Below are 17,665 nucleotides of genomic sequence, written 5' to 3'. Positions count from 1 at the left end.
CTGAATTCGTCGAGATGTTCCATCGGCTGAGTTTGTTTGATCAGCTGAACCTTCAATATTATAAGGTGTTTGTTTGTATTGAGACCTATCTATGTCGCAACATCGCGGCTTGGTACGCGATTGTATTATATACTTGCGCTCCGGATGTGATTATCGACACGTACTCAAACAGCTTAAACGGCAAAACAATTTATGCATATTTTGGTCACAGGCGCAGCAGGCTTTATTGGCGCCGATCTTAGTCTCAAACTGTTATCTGCAGGCCACACTGTAGTCGGTCTGGATAACTTTAATGATTACTACGATGTTAGCTTAAAGCGAGCGCGCATTGCCGAAATAGGCAAGCATTCCGCGGCTGAAAATTTCACTTTGGTTGAAGCCGATATTGTAGCTAGACCCAAAATGCAGAGTTTGTTTGAGGAGCAGCAATTTGACGTCGTTGTGCACCTAGCTGCACAAGCTGGTGTTCGTTACTCAATTGAGAACCCTCAATCGTATATCGATTCTAACTTAGTTGGGTTTGGCAATATCTTAGAGGGGTGTCGGCAAGCGCGGGTAGGGCATCTAGTGTATGCATCATCTAGTTCGGTTTATGGGGCGAATAAGAATTTTCCATTTAGTGAGGACGATCGAGTCGATAACCCTGTTTCGTTATATGCAGCAACCAAGAAAGCCAATGAGTTAATGGCGCATAGTTATGTCGATTTATATGGTTTTCGTTGCACAGGGCTGCGCTTTTTCACCGTTTACGGTCCATGGGGGCGGCCAGATATGGCGCCGTTTAGGTTTGCTTCACGGATGCTAAATGGCGAACCGATCCCAGTGTACAACCAGGGTAATATGATTCGTGATTTTACGTATATAGATGATATTACCGAAGGTGTGCGGCGGATCGCTGAAAGCACCTCGGCGACCGAGCCGTATGCGGTCTACAATATCGGTCGAGGTGAGCCCGTACAATTGATGGAATTTATCGCCTTGATGGCGAAGCATTTGGGCGTGGAACCAAACATTAACTTTTTGCCTATGCAAGATGGTGATGTGCCTCGAACGATGGCCAATACTGAACGATTGCAGCGAGATTTTGGGTACAACCCCTGCATTTCCATAGATCAAGGTTTAGCGAAGTTTGCGAGTTGGTTTAGGCGGTATTACGGTTAAATATTGATGCCTATCTTCTATCACCTTCAGGCTCACATTTGGATATTCTATTTGTTCTTTGTGAATGGGTTTTTGCTAACATTAATCTTCGCCGGATCGAACCAGGAAATTCTACGGCTGACTCGCACATTTGAAGCGAAAGTTATTGCTTCTTTTGCATTGTCGCTAGGAGTTAATGGCGTTGTCTTAGCTGTCTTCGACTTGCTTGACCTAAGTTGGGAATACGTAATTCTGCTCTTATCGATTATAAGTGTTCTCCTTGCTCTGTATATTTGGAAAAGGAATCTTCTGAGCAATTATGTTTTTAGAGTCGGTGGTATACAGGCTGTTATCTATATTTTAGTTGGGCTCGTGATTTTTTATAACGGTGCTTTAATTGAGCAAATTTCAGATGCATGGTGGCATATGTCGCTGGCTAACAAGATGGCGTTGGCTAGCTCATATACACTCGAGCAAGGGCATCTTAATTCTGTGTCGACTAGATGGTATCCGCCGCTTTGGCATGCAAATTTGGCGTTGGCTACTAAGTTATCAGGGGAAGGGTTGCCGGTTCTATGGAATGCTGCAACTGTTTGGTTGGCGGTGCTTAAATTGATGGCTTATTACTTATTCGCGCTTGGCTTAACGTCGAAAAAGCGGATTGCTGTCTTATCTGTGTTTCTGTTTGTGTTGATTCCAGGCATGGGGGTTAGTTATCTGCGTGTATCTGCATGGCCCTCGCACGTTGCTTACATTTTTATGTTTAGTTTATTATTCATAATCTTTGAGCTCTTTAACTCGTTTCAAAGGCCAGACACTGGAAATGTGTTTAAGCAAGTAGTGAGCCTCTTGCTGAACCATGCTACTAGCATCGTTGTGATTATTCTTCTAGCAACGTTAATCATATTTTCCCATCAGCTCGAACTATTGTGGGTGGCCTTGTCGATAGTTTTTTATGCTTTGGCAACTGAAATTCGACAGACGCTATGCTCGGTCGATCGAGAGCTGGAGTCAGAAGTGCTTCGATTGATTTGTCGAGCTACGATGGTCTGTGTTGTGCTAATTGGTTTCTGGTTGATGTATGCGAACTCGAGTAGTTGGCGAGAAAACACAGATGTTTTATTCGCGTATCTTGGAGTCATGATAATTGCGGTCTTGATATTTCTCGTCAGCTTTAGTCGTTTTCAGAAGGTGAATCTATTTATGTTGTCGGCTTCACTGGTAGCTGTGGTTTTTTCGATTGACTATACGCATGTCTATTCACTTTTTGATGCTACTGCTAGCCTTCCTAAACGGCACTATGCTGAACTCCCTCTGTTAAGCGTTGGCTGGTTTGGTGGCCATCTAGTCGTTCCTGGTTGGCATCTTCAGCTCCGGTCAGCTATGTTGTATAGTGGCGTAGTAGCTCTGCCGTTATCGTGCTTTCTGGCATATCGCCTACGTAATCGCGCTGCTTTGTTTTTGGCTGGAAACGCAGTTTTTGCCGTTTTATTTTGTGTTTCTCCATACCTGTATCAATGGTTCTATGATGCGACTGATTATCATTCCCCATGGCGCATTAGCATTCTTATTTTTACGCCGATTATCTTCTCGTTAGCAATAATAGAGTCGCGGCGATTATTCGCAATGAGCAAGGATTAGATATGCTTCAAAATGCTGTTGCGGTATGTTTTAGTCTGTTGTTGCTTGGTATTGTTGGATATGACGCCAAGCTGCATTTCAGTCAAGATTTGGTCGACGCAAAGAAGTCTGTTCGGTCAGCACAGCGACATTGGAGCCTATTTTATCATCAGAGTAATGTTTATATAGATAGCTCCATTCGCTACCAAAATGACTTTGTGCGGTTAAAGACCATCGTTGAGCCTGGATCGATGGTTATGACTGACCTTGCGACTAGCTATTATGTTGCAGCTCAATTGCCCGTCTACGTGCCGAATATTCACCGTCATCATCGGAGAAATGATCTGCCATCCTGGAGAAGGTTTCTGGATAATGAGCATGCGTGTTATTTAAATCAGGAGGCGCATTTGGAGGCATTGTCGAGATTTATTAAAGCTAAGTCACTAGCCTCAAACGAGCGCGTTGCTCGGTGGCGCTACATTATAGTAAATAAAGACCAGGAGAATCGAAATTTACGTCTTGATTGTTTGTCACAAACACGCCGTGCGATGATAAATAACATTCTGGAATTTGCTGACATCGAATATGATGGTGAATACTTGCGGCTTTATAAACTCACTGACTAGCGGCCGGCACGTTGAAAAACTGTAAACAGAGTGCGGATCATTATATTTAGATCCAGTAAGAGTGACTGGTGCTTGATATAGTAAAGTTCATATTGAAGTTTGCGCAGCGCATCTTCGGTTGATGCGCCATATGGAAAGATTACTTGTGCCCAGCCGCTTATCCCAGGCTTTACGGTATGCCTTATATCATAGTATGGGATTTTTTCAGCCAGCATTGCTGTGAACTCTGGTCTTTCTGGCCGCGGTCCCACAAAACTCATGTCGCCGATTAAGACGTTCCAGCATTGTGGAATTTCATCTAGTCTGGATCTTCGTAAAAATCCGCCTATTGCTGTAATTCTTGGGTCATTTGATTGCGCCCATTGAGCTCCATCCTGCTCGGCGTCAACCTGCATTGTCCTTAATTTGAAAATCGTGAATGGGGCTCCTTGAAACCCTATGCGTGTTTGGGAAAAGAGGATAGGCCCTTTTGACGTCAACTTAATCAGCAATCCGCAAATTAAGAGTAGCGGCATCGAGAGAATGAGTAGGATTGTTGCTAAAACAAAATCTGCTATGCGCTTTAGGCGTTGTGACACGGGGTTGCCTAACATTGAAAACCCTTGCGCCCGAAGAAACCAATCGTCACCAATGTGGTTTACGGGGATCATGTACCAATTTAGTTCGTAGTAGTCGGTCAGCGAGATTACCGGTGTTCCGGATAGTCTGGCGCTGACCAGCATTGATTTCTCGTCGGCCGAGGTTTGGTGCTCCGGGTCAACGATGATGACTTGCCAACCTTGTTGGCTAAGTGCTTCGCTAATCGTGCCATCATAGTAAGTAATTCGCGGGTCATTTGGCGCCTCTTTCTTGTCGCAAACAATACTTATGCTACGGACTTCAGCATGATTCTTTAGTTCAACTAATAGCGCATCACAACTCTTGGAGTAGCCGATGTATAGCAGTTCTAACCCGCGTTCCTGGAAATGGTAGAGACTATTGATTGAGTATCTAGTTAGTGTTGTGGCGACCCCGAATAAAAGGGTTCCGACAGGGAGAATCCCTCTGCCGAAATAGCTGTTGAATTCAGTTGGGCCAAGTAGGTAGACCCAAGCGATACAAAATGTGCCGCCAATTAAGGATATGAAGAACGTCCTGATAGGGAGCGCTGGTAATAGGTGCGATCGCTCTTTAAAGTAAGTCCCAGCCAAGTAAAGGGTTGTGATTAATGTGAGCAATATTAGCCATAGGTCAGGAGAGCTATAGTCCGGTAACTGATTCATTCTAAGGTGATAGACTGATGAGAAGATCACCAGTCCAGTCACCAAGTCGATCGTCAGAATTATAAAACTTCTGACTTTTCTAATAGTGCCGCGATTTAGCATTGCTTGCTTTTGTGTTTCAATTCTATGGGTGAGCGACGCTAATTACGGCCGTGGCGATGGTCTCAATTTGCTCATCGCTTAAATATGGGTGCATAGGTAAGCTGAAAATGCGCGTAGAGACCTGCTCGCTTATTGGAAAACAGTTTGTTGGATAACCTAGATGGCGGTATGCAGTAGATCGGTGTATCGGAGTCGGGTAAAACACAGCAGTTGGAATGCCTTTTTCGTCTAAAGCTTGCCTGATGGTGTCGCGGTTGGATGCTTGGACTGAGTATTGAGCCCAAACGCTAGATTGACCCTCTGGGATGAACGGAGTCACAACAGCATTTTTGAGTAGTTCGTTGTATTTATTAGCGACTTGGTTACGTAGCGCTATTTCATGGTCATAAAATTTGAGTTTTTCCAGCAATATAGCGGCTTGTATTGTGTCCATCCTCGCGTTCAGTCCGACTCTGATATTGTCATATTTATCGCCAGTTGTGCCTTGCCCATGTACTCGCAATGAGACCATTTCGGCATGCAAGTCGGAATCGTTAGTAAATACCGCGCCGCCATCACCGTAGCAGCCAAGTGGTTTTGCAGGGTAAAAGCTGGTTGCCCCTGCATCCCCCAAGCTGCCAGTCTTTCGGCCGTGGTAGTTGGCTGCAAAACTCTGCGCGGCATCCTCAAGTACGAATAACTCATACTTGTCCGCGATAGGGCTGATTTTGTCGTAGTCGGCCGCGATGCCGAATAAATCTACTGGAATTATGCCTTTCGGGGTCAGAGTGCCGGAGGCGAGTACTGTTTGAATGGCTTCTTCAAGTTTAACTGGGTCAAGGTTGTAGGTTTTGGGGTCTATGTCTACAAAAACCGGAGTTGCGCCAGCCAGTGAAATTGCTTCAGCAGATGCGAAGAAAGTAAAAGGCGAGGTGAAAATGGCATCGGTGCGTTTTAGGTGCTTGGTCATTAATGGAAGGACCAATGCGTCGGTTCCGCTTGAGCATGCTAGTGCGTGCTTTACACCTACGTGAGTCGCGAGTTTGGACTCCAACTCAGCTACCTCAGGGCCCATAATGTATTGGCCGTGATCAAGGACGCGTTGAATTGCTGAGTCAATATTTTCTTTGCTTGACTGATACTGACTCTTTAAATCGATAAATGGAATAGACACTGACACTCTCGTTCTAGGTTGCGTTGATCAAATTTGGTTGGCAGTTTCTGCTGCACGTGAACCACGTGTGGATTGTAGCAAGTGAAGTGAGCAGGGTTTCTAAAAATATTCATTAAATTTAACCAACCTTGGCTGTTATAATTGGCGGAAAATTCCCATACATCATTATTATGTCATCAATTGTTCCTGTGATTTTGTCCGGTGGATCTGGAAGTCGTCTGTGGCCTAGCTCCCGAGCCTTATACCCAAAGCAGTTTCTACGTTTGGTTTCAGATAAAACAATGCTGCAGGAAACTGTGCTTAGACTAGATGGCCTTGCAGATTTGGAGGCTCCAATCGTGGTTGCAAATCACGAGCATCGCTTTTTAGTGGCGGAACAGTTACGAGAGTGTACTGAGCAAAAGTGTAAGATTATTTTGGAGCCTGTCGCTAAGAACACCGCGCCAGCTATTGCCTTGGCAGCATTGTCATTAGAGGCCGATGGTCGGGCAGACGATGTAATTTTAGTTTTGCCTGCCGATCATGTGATCGAGGATGTTGCTGGATTTCAACGCGCAGTTGAAAGCGGTCGTTCATCTTGCGTAGCTGGAAAGCTTGTGACTTTTGGGATCGTGCCCAGCGCGCCCGAAACTGGTTACGGTTACATTCGGCGCGGCGAAGAAGTTTCGCTTGGTGTTTATGAGGTAGGTGAGTTTGTTGAGAAGCCCAATCTAGAGACTGCTCAGGTCTACATAGATAGTGGAGCTTACTTTTGGAATAGTGGAATTTTCATGTTTACTGCAGCTAGCTACTTAGAACAACTGCAACGAAACGAGCCAGAAATGGTCGAGGTTTGTCGTGAATCACTACGCAACGCTAGTGATGATCTCGATTTTATTAGAATAGACAAAGATGAATTTGAACAGTGTGCCTCTAATTCTATTGATTACGCCGTAATGGAGAATACGTTGGAGGCGGTGACAATAGGGTTGGATGTAGGATGGAACGATATTGGGTCATGGTCGGCGCTTTGGCAGCAATTAGATAAGGATGGCAATGGCAATGTGTTGCGAGGCGATGTCATGACACGAGACGTGCACAATAGCCTGATAATTAGTGAAAAAAAATTGATTGCTTGCCTTGGGATGGATAATTTCATTCTGGTCGAAACAGATGATTCTATATTGTTAGCCTCGAAGGAGCGTGTTCAGGAAGTTAAGAAGATTGTAGAAGAAATAGCCGAATTGAAGCGCTCAGAAGCGAATATTCATCGGAAAGTTTACCGACCCTGGGGGTTTTATGACTCTATTGAAAATGAGTTGGGGTTTCAAGTTAAGCGCTTAGTCGTTTATCCTGGCGCCCAACTGAGTCTACAAAAACATTATCATCGCGCCGAGCATTGGGTGGTGGTTAAGGGTACCGCTGAAGTCGTTAATGGTGATCAAGAGTTGCTATTAAGAGTTAACGAGTCAACCTATATACCAATAGGTGCAAAACATCAGCTGAGAAATCCAGGTAAGGTTCAACTTGAGTTGATTGAGGTGCAGTCAGGAGACTATTTAGGTGAAGACGATATTGTGCGCTATGAAGATATTTATGGTCGATTAGAAGTAGAGTCAAACTAATGCGTAAAATAGTGGTACACGGGGTTCATCGCTCTGGAACATCAGCATCGGCAGGTATTCTCGAGCGGGCTGGGCTGTGGTATGCGGATGAGCAGAATAAAATGCCGCCGCGTGTCGATAACCAGAAAGGGTTTTGGGAACGACTCGATGTTGTTGAATTAAATGACAAGATATTGGCCTCCTTGAATATGTCTTGGTTCACCTTGGCGCCAGCTCTATCAAACTCGGAATTGATGGATGTTGGCAGTGAATATCTTGATCAAATTAGGGTTATTGCTGACCAATTAAATGAACACGATGATTGGTTTTTGAAGGAGCCTCGTTTGAGTATTACGTGGCCGTTATGGAAGTCACACCTCAATGCCACACACCATGTATGGGTCGTCAGGCACCCTATTTCTGTCGCTAAGTCATTACACACGAGAAACGGTATTCCTATTGAGCAAGGGTTAGTGTTTTGGTATCACCAAACTCGAATGCTGGCCTCTTCATTGGTCGACGAACCCAATGTGTTTTGCGTTGAATTTGATGGGGGCGGGGCTTTTGAGTCTAAGTTGAATGAGTTTTTACAAGGTGTTTCCACTCTCGCTGAGAGTTCGGGTGAGGAGGCAAGCGACGAGCAGCGCATTTTTGATAGTGGATTAGTTAAGCATTTCAATGATGACGCGAGCAAACAATTAAGTAACTTTCCAGTGATTGAGAAAGCTTGGAAATATGCAGTGGCGGGAGATGCGGCGAAAATTTTGGCGTTGCCAGAGGTGTCGTTGAGTGAATTTTCTTGGCACGATCTAGAGTCTCGGATGGTATTTAGCATCGAGGCAGCGAGGTTTGAGCGAGATCAAGCCCAACTAAATAGTCAAAGGGATAATGATGCGCAAAGGTGGTCGGCTGAGAAGCTTCGCCTAGAACAAGAGTGGCATGCGAGTGACCGCAGTTTGAATGAGGTCAAAACTGAGCTTGGCGAGCAGCAAAAACAATTAAAGGAATATCGAGAAAAAATCACCAAATTGGAGTGTCAAGCCGAAGAGCTTCAAGAAAAAAATACCAAATTGGAGTGTCAAGCCGAAGAGCGGCATTCTCAATTGATAGATGTAGCGGTCGATTTGAAGCATTTTATGCGCAGTAAGCGATATACGCTTATGGCCTTGATGAATAAGGTATTCGTAAGACTTCGTTTGATTAAGCATCGCACCTTGCATTCAGCGTTTGATAAGTCAACTCACGGAATAACTAGTGTTGAGTTAGAGAATGTGCTACCTGCAGATTCAACCAGGCTGTTGATGCTCAAAGGATTTTTGCGGAACCCTCGGTCGTTCTTGCGGCGGGTTAATCGTAAAAGGGTAGTTAAAGCTTTGAGGCTTTTGGTTGGTAAAAATGATGGTGATATTGCGGTTCGTCAGGCTCTACTTCAATATGATGTTGTCGATCCTGGGGGTAACTCTAGCTTAGATATTCATGTTCCAAGCGAGTGCCCCGATTGGCCAGAAACAAAGCTAGAGTTTCAATTGCCAGCTGCACCAGTTGTATCAATAGTGATACCTGTTTTTAATAATTATTTGACTACATTTTCATGCCTACTCAGCATTCATAAGCATACAGATAATCACTCGTTACTCTTTGAGGTAATCATTGCTGATGATTGTTCTAGTGACCAAACTGCGCAGCTTGGTGAATATGTAAAAGGCATTCGGATAGTGCGAGGTGATGAAAATCAAGGATTTTTGCTTAACTGTAACTCTTCCGTTACTGCTGCTCGTGGAAAGTTTATTGTTCTATTAAATAATGATACTAATGTTCAAGCTGGTTGGTTAAGTGAACTAATATCGCCTTTAGAGCACTGCCCCGAAATCGGAATTACGGGCCCAAAATTTGTTTACCCAGATGGAAGGTTACAGGAAGCTGGCGGTATTATTTTTAGTGATGCGTCAGGGTGGAATTATGGAAGGTTTGATCAACCTAATAAGCCAGAATATGAGTTTTCTCGTGATGTTGATTATGTTTCAGGAGCTTGTTTAGTATTCAAGAAGTCTCTATGGAGCCGGATTGGCGGGTTTGATACTGAGTTTGCGCCGGCATATTACGAAGATACTGATTTCTGTTTCCAAGCACGGGCGTTAGGGCTTCGTGTTCGATTTGTTGCATCTTCGACGGTGGTGCATTTTGAAGGAGTTTCGCATGGTAGTAACGAAGATTCTGGTATAAAAAAATATCAAGTAACTAACCGTAAAAAATTCAGAGAGAAATGGCAGCAAACTTTAGATGCTGAGCATTACACTGGTCCCGAAGATTTGTTTTCTGCGCGTGTGCACGGAAGAGATAAAAAAACTGTCTTGTTCGTTGATCACCATGTGCCTTTTCATGATAAGGACGCCGGTTCGAAAGTAGCTCAGCGTTATGTTGAATTGATGGTAGAACGTGGGATCCACGTCATTTTTCTTGGTGATAACTTTTACCCTCATCAGCCCTATACCAGGGAGTTGCAGTCGTTGGGGGTGGAGGTTTTATACGGTGAATATTTTAAAAATAACTGGTATGCGTGGTTGCAGGAGCATGCCCACACAATCGATGCTGTGTACCTAAATCGACCGCATATTACGGTTAACTATATCGATAAAATATTGGCGCTGGAGAATCCTCCGTTCTTGGCCTATCACGGAGCAGACTTGCATTACATTCGTGTTGGTAGGGAAGAGTTGCTGGGAATCCGCGATGCAGATGCACGTAGTTCTGACGAGTGGAAGGAAATTGAGTTCGATATTATGCGAAAGTGCGATATATCGATGTGGTTGTCCGAGAATGAAGTCGATACAGTAAAGAAAGAAGATCCTTCTATTAATGTGGCCTACAAGCCAATGTATTGGTTCGAACAATCGGATGTTGATGTCGGCAGACATTCGGTGCGTGACCGAAATATTTTATTCGTCGGTGGGTTCGGTCATCCGCCCAACCTAGATGGCATTAATTGGTTTCTAGATAAAATATTTCCTGAAGTGCTCGCCATAGTGCCGGATGTGAAGCTCAGTATCATTGGGTCAAATAGTCCAGCCCACATAACTAACTTGCAATCCGACGCGATTGATGTGTTGGGTTACGTGTCTGAGAGTGAGTTAGTTTCCGCATACGGGCAGGCTCGTGTTTCGATAGTACCTTTGCGATATGGAGCTGGTGTCAAGGGGAAGGTGATCGAGAGCATGCAATATGGTGTTCCAGTAGTGACGACCCCCATTGGCGCTGAAGGATTGCCAGGCGACGCTAATGCGTATTTGAGTGTACGAGATACAGAGCAAGGGGTTATTGATCAACTAGTGCTGTTGCTTACTAGCGATGACGCATGTGATTCACAGGTTTCGTTGGCCGATAAAGCATTGATCGAGTACTTTTCAAAAGATGCCGCGTTAACGGCGTTGACAACAATTTTAGGCCTAGATAAGTCGGACGAGGTATGAAAGAAGTTAACAAAAAGGGGGAGGGCAACTTTTCCGGAGGTGGTGTAGAGTCTACGGGAGGTTTTGTAGACGCTAAAAGTATGTCTGCTGAGGAAATGCAGACGTTAATCAGTTTAGCGAAAAAGATAATTTGGCTTGAGCCTGGTGTGCGAGAGCGCCTTCAAAAGGCTAAAGTAAACGTGGTGCCGAGCAATTTCTATTCGGATATTCCCTCTGTAGCTGATATTCGAGAGTCGTTTGAATACCGTGAAGAGGATGTGCCAGTATTTGACAATATATTTGACCTTGAAGCGTTACGTTCATTTATCGACGTTATTCAGGTGTATGCGAAGGAATTTACTCCTCCGAGCGATGGTGACCGAGAAAATGTTACAGGGTTTTATTGGTCAAATCCTGCGTTTTCGCGACTAGATGCAATGTCTTACTATTGTATGATTCGTCATTTCAAGCCGAAAAAAATACTCGAAATAGGCTCAGGGTTTTCCACGCTTGTCGCGGATGCGGCAATAAAGGCAAATGGTTTTGGTGAGATTGTTTGTATTGAACCTTATCCGATGGACTTCTTGGAAAATATTGATAGCGTAAAAGAAATTGTTCGTGAGAAAGTGCAAGATATTCCAGTGGCCGACGCAGTGGCCATGATCGATGAGTCGGATATTTGGTTTATTGATTCTACTCATACCGTAAAAATTGGCAGCGACTGTCTCTACATCTATCTGAAGTTGATGCCGGAAGTTAAAACCAAAACCATCGTGCATTCTCACGATATCTACTTACCGTTCGGGATGCCGAAGTCGAGCGCCCTAAACTCGCATATTTATTGGACTGAGCAGTACTTGCTCTATGCCTATTTATTAGATAATCCTAAAGCCAGTGTTCTGTTCGGTAGCTGGTTTACTCATTGCTGTATGAATATCGAGGCGAAAAAATTAATGGAAGGCACCGGAGTTGGGACCCGTGGTGCCTCATTTTGGTATAGCTTGAACTGTGACTAACTACACCGTGACCAAGTTGGCGTTGTAAGGCATGAAAGCTGCGCCCGCGGTAAAGCGATTATAGAAAGAGTGGCTAGCTAGGTGGCAATAGCTCATTGGTTAAACATTGATGCTATACGGTCGGCGAGTGCGGTCATTTCATGATGTTGAGCGACGAACCATGTGTTGTCCTTGTTTCTAAGTGTAACGACTTCGACTAAGGTTGACATCGTGCCGTCGACGGTTCGTGTTGAATATTCTATTACTACGTGAGCGTTGTTGTGTTCTTTAACGCTACCGATAATTCGTGGCCCCTTAAACTTGTTTGTATATGTTCTCGTTCCTTGGCTAGTGGCATAGATGCTCTTGCTCATTTTGCCATAATATTGGGCGTCGGTTAAGGCTTCAACTGACTTGTCCGACGCGTCGGGACCAAAATATGAGTATATAAACTCTTCTCTAATTGGAGTGCTTACATCCTTAGTGATTAGCAGTTTATCGCGAAAAGCCTGCAAGTCAGAGGGGTCTACCATTAGTGCGGCTGCTTCGAAATCTTGGGAGTTTAATGCTTCAAAGTATCTGCTTGCAAGCTCTTGGATCTGGTTGTCGATTGCTGAATTGCGAGGTGAGCTTACCGTGGAGCATGCTGCGCAAATCAATACCGCAGGCAATAACAAAATGAGTTTCATGGGCGTGGATTTTTTGGTGAGAGTTAAGTTTTTCATTTGCGTATCAATGAACGAAATAGTTTTAGCCTATTATGGGCGACGCTATCTCGTCAGTGTATAAAATTATTTTTTTGATGTGTGTGAAATTACGGTTTCATAATTCGAGCCTCAAGCTTTTATGTATTTTATGTGTTGTTTGGCGCAATCTGACCAAAGTCGCCCGTTTGGTGTGTAGGTATTTTTTTTGGGTAGCTTATTGAGTTGGCTGATGGCGTGCGATATCTCATTTATATCGTGATTGTTAACCCACAAATCTGCTGATGGATAGAGTTCGCGATACACATCGATTGTTGATAAAAGTATGGGGAGGCCGAATGCCATGGCCTCCTGTGGTGGAAGTCCATACCCTTCATCAATCGAAATTGAAATGAACCCTTGTGCTCCTTGATAGAGGGTAATTAACTCTTCGTCATTCACTGAGTTTAGAATTTTGATACGTGAACTAAAATTGGATTTATTTTTTTCGTCGTAGATGCTTTGGTAGTTCCAGCCATTCTTGCCAACAATAATAAGGTCAACCGTGCCGCCTTCCGAGCAGTACATATCAAACGCTCGAATTAAGCTCTCATAATTTTTGCGAGGCTCTAGAGTCCCTACGGTTAAAAAATAACTGTCAACAGATTTGCTTGTATTGCTGGGTCCAGTGATATGGCTGGACGTCTCCTCGCCATGTAAAATGACCTTGCTCTTCTTTTCAGCGCCAGGGAAGTACTCCTCCAGTTGTGATTGCGTGGTTTGGCTAATACAAATAATTTTATTGGTGGAACGTATAGCAGTCGGCATGAGTAAGCGTTCGGTTAGCCATTGTATTCTTGGCATAGTTTGAGGCACTTTTTTCCATACAAAGTCGTGTATCGTTACAATTGTCGCCGTACTTTTTGGGGTGAAAAATGGTAGATGGTGACGTGGCGACCAATATGAATCGGCTCGATCAAGGCGTATCCATATAGGAGCCATCCAGTACCAGCTAACGGCTGCCAGTTTTCCGCGTAGTGTTTGCCGTACTTTGATCTTGGAAAGGATGTCGTCAGGTACGCCTTCAATTAGACCATCTGAATACAAAATAATGTCAAATTCGCCTGATGCTATTAGGTGGGGAATAATTCGTTTTAGATAGCGTTGGATTCCTCCGCTTCCACGCGATAATGGGCGTGCGTCGATGGCTAGGGTGATACGTTTTTGGTTCATTCGTTGGTTGCCTGTGTGACTCAGGTGTGGGGCTTGAGGCATACACTTGATGTATACTTCAGCAAATTTGATTTAAGCTCGATTCTGGCCATGTCTCTCACCAATTTTTCAATCGTCATTTTAAGTGTTTTTATGTCGACATTTGCGCAATTGATACTCAAAGTTGGTGCTAATAAGATTCGTGCAGACGGGTTGACTGAAAAGGTCGACTTGTCGAGTATCAGCTATGTTTTATCGTATTTTAATATATATATCTTGCTTGGTTTGGCAATTTACGTGGTGAGTGCTGCCAACTGGATATGGGTGCTAACTAGAGTTGAAATCTCGGCAGCTTATCCGTTTATTAGTTTAGGTTTCATAATGACTCTTGCTGCTGGTGTGGGGGTATTTGGGGAAACATTGTCATTTGGCAAAGTGTTTGGCACAGCTCTTATTGTGGTCGGGTGTGTGTTTGTTGCGCGTGCATAAATCTCAGATACACATTGAATTAGCCTGTTTATTTAGGTGGATGCCTAACTAGCCTCATGAAAAAAAATACTTTACCCCTAGGGTGCCCTCAAGGCGCTATCTACAAAACCTTAATCAGCGATTCTTGGTTGCTGTTTTGGTTGCTCTTTTTGGCGATTAATATATTGGTTTGGTTGCCTGTTTTCTGGTCGGTCTTTCCGACTATTGGGTTAGGCCACGATTCTCAGATTTATGCGCCAACGATAAATGGTGCTCTTCGAGAGGGGAATACGCTTAGTCATTTGATGCCAAAAATTCTTTCCGCGCGAGAGGATATTTATAGCTACCCCTATTTTGGGGTTTTGTACCCGTTTTATTTGACGCTGGGATTGGATGGTGATTTTAGCTATCTAACAAATCTTAAACTTGATTTTGCTTCAGTGGTGTTTCACCTAGTAGTCGCATGCTTATCATTCTCTCTTCTTATCAAGCGAATGGGCGTCAGTTCAGTGGTTGCGATACTCTTTGGTGTGTTTTACGGATATTCACTACACCTCAAAATGTGGTCATCATGGATTTGGGCGTTATCGGGATATACGTGGATTCCATTTTGTTTGCTGGGTCTATGGGAGATTGTAAATCTTAAGAACCGGCTTCTAGGTTTTATTTACTTGTTGATCGGTTTTGGTTTTATTGCGTTAGGAACAGCATTGCCGCTAGTCTATGCAGTTGTTTTGTCGGCGTTTTTCTTTCTTTTCTGTTTTCTCAAAGCCCGTCCAAACTTCAGCGAGTCCGTCAAGATTTTTGCGGTCACCATTGCCGGAGGGTTTGTGTCTTTGTTGATTGGTGCATCGCACTTGCTTCCGACCTTAAGTGAATCGCCAAACTATATTCGATGGTATTCAGGTGGTTACACCACTGGTTCTCTCAAGCCCCCCTATGAGGGCACGTTGGATTCGGTGTTAAGTTTTGATTTGCACGGGCTTAGTCAGTTTATAGCGCCTACAGAGTGGTTTGGGATTGGGCACTTATATCTTGGTGTTAGTGTAATAGCGTTGTTCATTTACGGTGTTGCTTTGAATTGGCGTAAAATTCACCTCTACCCGCTTTTATTTGGTGCTTTATATTTCTTGTTTGATGCGTTTGGGGATGCAACATTTGTACATAGAATTAGCTATCAGTTGCCGCTTTTAAACTCCATACGTTACCCTTTGGCAAACACCTACGTTACTACCACGATCATATTGATTGTTGCGGCTCTCGCATGCTCTGAGTTGTTGCGGCATCAAGCCGACCGATCAAAGTCAATTGGGGTGCTTGTTATAAGTGTCGCCACTCTAGTGGGAACGTGCTACCAACTAAGTGTGGCTAATGATTTTCGTCATAGTTCCTCTGGTTTGCCGGTTTGGGTATTTGGTTTGCCCGCCCTGGCATCTATTCTTGCTATCTTATTGTGCCGCTCACGGTATAGCTCAATGATGCTGGTGATCTTGTTGATTGCATACTTGCCGCAAAACTCAATGATTATGCATCCGAAGGTACCTAAAGAGCGAGACCTGTACTTGTCTTGCGCTGTCTTTGTTGATTTACAGGAAGACCTTTATGCGGCACGAGCAAGGCTTGGCTCTCATGCGCGGCTAGCTATTGACCCGCGAGTAAATTCTAAAACAAGGGAATCGGCGTGTTTGTCGAAACAGGTTTTTTTACACCCTCACCTGCAATCAGTTGCGATGAGTGCCGGGTGGGATGTCATGCGTATGTACCATACGCCTCGACCTTATTATGAGCATACGTTATTCAAGCGGCTGACGATCAGCGCGGCATTTAAGAATCATACGCGTCTTCTAAATGCTGGGGTAAGTCATGTGCTGCGAGCGACAAAACTGGATGAAGGAAGTGAATATTTAGATTTTTACACATACTCTGGACACGTGGGTGAGTTACATCTTTATGAGATTGCAGACTACCATTTGGGGTTTGCCAACCTAGGCTGTATCTCGAGGCAAGAAGATGGTCGTGTGATGTTTGTATCTAAGGGGGGAGCACGGGATATTTTCCCTCCAAATGCTGCGAAAAAGTTAACACCAGGCCTTCTTTGTGATCATGCCGACTTGGTCGACAAGTCTATCTCGCTAGTGAGTCGTTACGGGTCGACTGAAATTTATCAAATAGAGCAATCATCTGCTGGGTTATTTGTAAGTGATCAAGTTTTTAGTGAACATTGGGTTGGTTATTTGAATGGTGTCAAAGTCGAGCCATTGTTAGTTGACGGATACCGGCTGGCCTTTAATATACCTGCGGGAACCTACACGCTTAAATATACGTTCATGCCATCTATATTTAGGCTTGGCGTATGGTTAACTGGTCTTGGTGTTTTGGTGTTGCTGATCAGTGTTCTATTTTTTCTTTGTGGTCTGTTTGGATCAGGTCGAGCTCAATCTGATAAGAGTGCAAGTGTTTGATGGTTAAGAAAAGAACTGGATCAGCATTCAGTCTCTAGGCTTGCTGGGACTGAGTTGGATATATTCTTTTAAGTGCTAGTAACACAATTTGGAATCGGTTTCTCTTTATTGGGTTGCTAGCGATCAAAACGAAATATGGTTAAGGTAGTTGTGGTATGGATGAGCAAGTTTATAAAGATATGAGTGTGGTTGAGGGCGAGCACTGGTGGTTCGTTGCTAGGCGCCAATATCTAAAACGAATTATTGCCAAGTTTGTTTTTCGCGAACGCGTTGATCTAGAGCTTTGTGAGATTGGTAGTGGAACTGGTGGGAACCTTCCGCTACTCGCTGAGTTTGGTAATGTGACAGCTATTGAAATGGAGCCATACGCACGCCAATTTATTGAGCAGCGCGGATTGGATAATGTCGTTAAGGTTGCAGGTGGTTCATTGCCAGATGATATTGACTTGACGGCTCAATATGATGGCGTGTTTTTGTTAGATGTAGTGGAGCACATTCAGGATGATCTGGCTGCGTTAAAGGCCGTTCAAAAGTTTATTCGCAAAGATGGTGTTTTAGTGACCACAGTGCCCGCATATCAATGGCTGTGGTCTGCGCATGATGTTGCGAATCATCATTGTCGCCGGTACACACTGCCAGATTATCGCCGCTTACTCGAAAATGCAGGGTATCAGGTCCAGTATGCGTCATACTTTAATTCTGTTTTGTTTCCACTCGCGGTCGTTGAAAGGGTCTCTAGTCGACTCAAAGGAGCTATAGACAATGTTGATACGGGGCTCTCTATTCCAGTCGGGGTTATAAATAGCACGCTTAAAGCCTTGTTTGGATTGGAGCGGTTATGGGCTGGAATTCTGAATATTCCATTCGGCCTGTCCATGGTTGTTGTTGCAACAAAGAAAGATTAGTCGGGTTT

13 protein-coding genes are annotated in these 17,665 nt (G+C 44.2%); 9 read left to right on the top strand and 4 right to left on the bottom strand.

Annotated elements, in window-relative coordinates; all coding sequences use genetic code 11:
- The first annotated feature begins 192 nt into the window (after positions 1-192).
- Genes DFR28_RS10495 through DFR28_RS10485 form a run of 3 tightly spaced genes read left to right on the top strand, consistent with a single transcriptional unit; the run spans position 193 to position 3,386 of the window.
- Positions 193-1,161, top strand: coding sequence for an NAD-dependent epimerase/dehydratase family protein (locus tag DFR28_RS10495; protein ID WP_113954265.1), 969 nt, complete (start codon positions 193-195; stop codon positions 1,159-1,161).
- A 6-nt stretch (positions 1,162-1,167) separates the two neighbouring features.
- Positions 1,168-2,781: a DUF6541 family protein gene (locus DFR28_RS10490; RefSeq protein WP_147251000.1), complete on the top strand. Its 1,614-nt coding sequence runs from the start codon at positions 1,168-1,170 to the stop codon at positions 2,779-2,781.
- Positions 2,782-2,783: 2 nt separating this feature from the next.
- Complete coding sequence (locus DFR28_RS10485; RefSeq protein ID WP_113954263.1) at positions 2,784-3,386, top strand: hypothetical protein; 603 nt, start codon at positions 2,784-2,786, stop codon at positions 3,384-3,386.
- Here DFR28_RS10485 and DFR28_RS10480 read toward each other — a convergent pair.
- Positions 3,383-4,750: an exopolysaccharide biosynthesis polyprenyl glycosylphosphotransferase gene (locus tag DFR28_RS10480; RefSeq protein ID WP_113954262.1), complete on the bottom strand. Its 1,368-nt coding sequence runs from the start codon at positions 4,748-4,750 to the stop codon at positions 3,383-3,385. The two genes, DFR28_RS10485 and DFR28_RS10480, sit on opposite strands and share 4 nt — an antisense overlap.
- 22 nt (positions 4,751-4,772) lie before the next feature.
- Positions 4,773-5,903: a DegT/DnrJ/EryC1/StrS family aminotransferase gene (locus tag DFR28_RS10475; RefSeq protein ID WP_245941750.1), complete on the bottom strand. Its 1,131-nt coding sequence runs from the start codon at positions 5,901-5,903 to the stop codon at positions 4,773-4,775.
- 170 nt (positions 5,904-6,073) lie between these two features.
- Between DFR28_RS10475 and DFR28_RS10470 the strand changes: the two genes are divergently transcribed.
- Genes DFR28_RS10470 through DFR28_RS10460 form a run of 3 tightly spaced genes read left to right on the top strand, consistent with a single transcriptional unit; the run spans position 6,074 to position 11,948 of the window.
- Positions 6,074-7,507, top strand: a complete 1,434-nt coding sequence (locus DFR28_RS10470) for a mannose-1-phosphate guanylyltransferase/mannose-6-phosphate isomerase (protein WP_113954568.1) — start codon at positions 6,074-6,076, stop codon at positions 7,505-7,507.
- Positions 7,507-10,953 carry a glycosyltransferase gene (locus DFR28_RS10465; protein ID WP_113954261.1) on the top strand — a complete coding sequence of 1,149 codons (3,447 nt, stop codon included), beginning with the start codon at positions 7,507-7,509 and terminating at the stop codon, positions 10,951-10,953. Before DFR28_RS10470 ends, DFR28_RS10465 begins: the two co-directional genes overlap by 1 nt.
- The gene (locus tag DFR28_RS10460; protein ID WP_113954260.1) at positions 10,950-11,948 is read left to right on the top strand and encodes a class I SAM-dependent methyltransferase; all 999 of its coding nucleotides are present in this window, start codon (positions 10,950-10,952) and stop codon (positions 11,946-11,948) included. Before DFR28_RS10465 ends, DFR28_RS10460 begins: the two co-directional genes overlap by 4 nt.
- 92 nt (positions 11,949-12,040) lie before the next feature.
- Here the strand turns inward: DFR28_RS10460 and DFR28_RS10455 are convergent, their stop codons facing one another.
- A complete protein-coding gene (locus DFR28_RS10455; protein ID WP_147250999.1) occupies positions 12,041-12,616 on the bottom strand; it encodes a hypothetical protein in 576 nt (191 codons plus the stop codon).
- 147 nt (positions 12,617-12,763) lie between these two features.
- Positions 12,764-13,843: a glycosyltransferase family 4 protein gene (locus tag DFR28_RS10450; RefSeq protein WP_170132058.1), complete on the bottom strand. Its 1,080-nt coding sequence runs from the start codon at positions 13,841-13,843 to the stop codon at positions 12,764-12,766.
- A gap of 132 nt (positions 13,844-13,975) precedes the next feature.
- Here DFR28_RS10450 and DFR28_RS10445 point away from each other — a divergent pair, with 132 nt between their 5' ends.
- The 3 genes from DFR28_RS10445 (at position 13,976) to DFR28_RS10435 (ending at position 17,657) form a co-directional block, all read left to right on the top strand.
- Positions 13,976-14,311, top strand: a complete 336-nt coding sequence (locus DFR28_RS10445) for a DMT family transporter (RefSeq protein ID WP_147250998.1) — start codon at positions 13,976-13,978, stop codon at positions 14,309-14,311.
- 56 nt (positions 14,312-14,367) lie between these two features.
- Positions 14,368-16,752, top strand: coding sequence for a hypothetical protein (locus DFR28_RS10440; RefSeq protein ID WP_113954256.1), 2,385 nt, complete (start codon positions 14,368-14,370; stop codon positions 16,750-16,752).
- A 155-nt stretch (positions 16,753-16,907) separates the two neighbouring features.
- Complete coding sequence (locus DFR28_RS10435; RefSeq protein ID WP_113954255.1) at positions 16,908-17,657, top strand: class I SAM-dependent methyltransferase; 750 nt, start codon at positions 16,908-16,910, stop codon at positions 17,655-17,657.
- The last annotated feature ends 8 nt before the right edge of the window (positions 17,658-17,665 follow it).

The organism is Arenicella xantha, assembly GCF_003315245.1.
GTDB classification, from domain to species: domain Bacteria; phylum Pseudomonadota; class Gammaproteobacteria; order Arenicellales; family Arenicellaceae; genus Arenicella; species Arenicella xantha.
The sequence above is the reverse complement of the archived record's forward strand: the minus strand, read 5'-3'. Positions and strand labels throughout refer to the sequence as shown.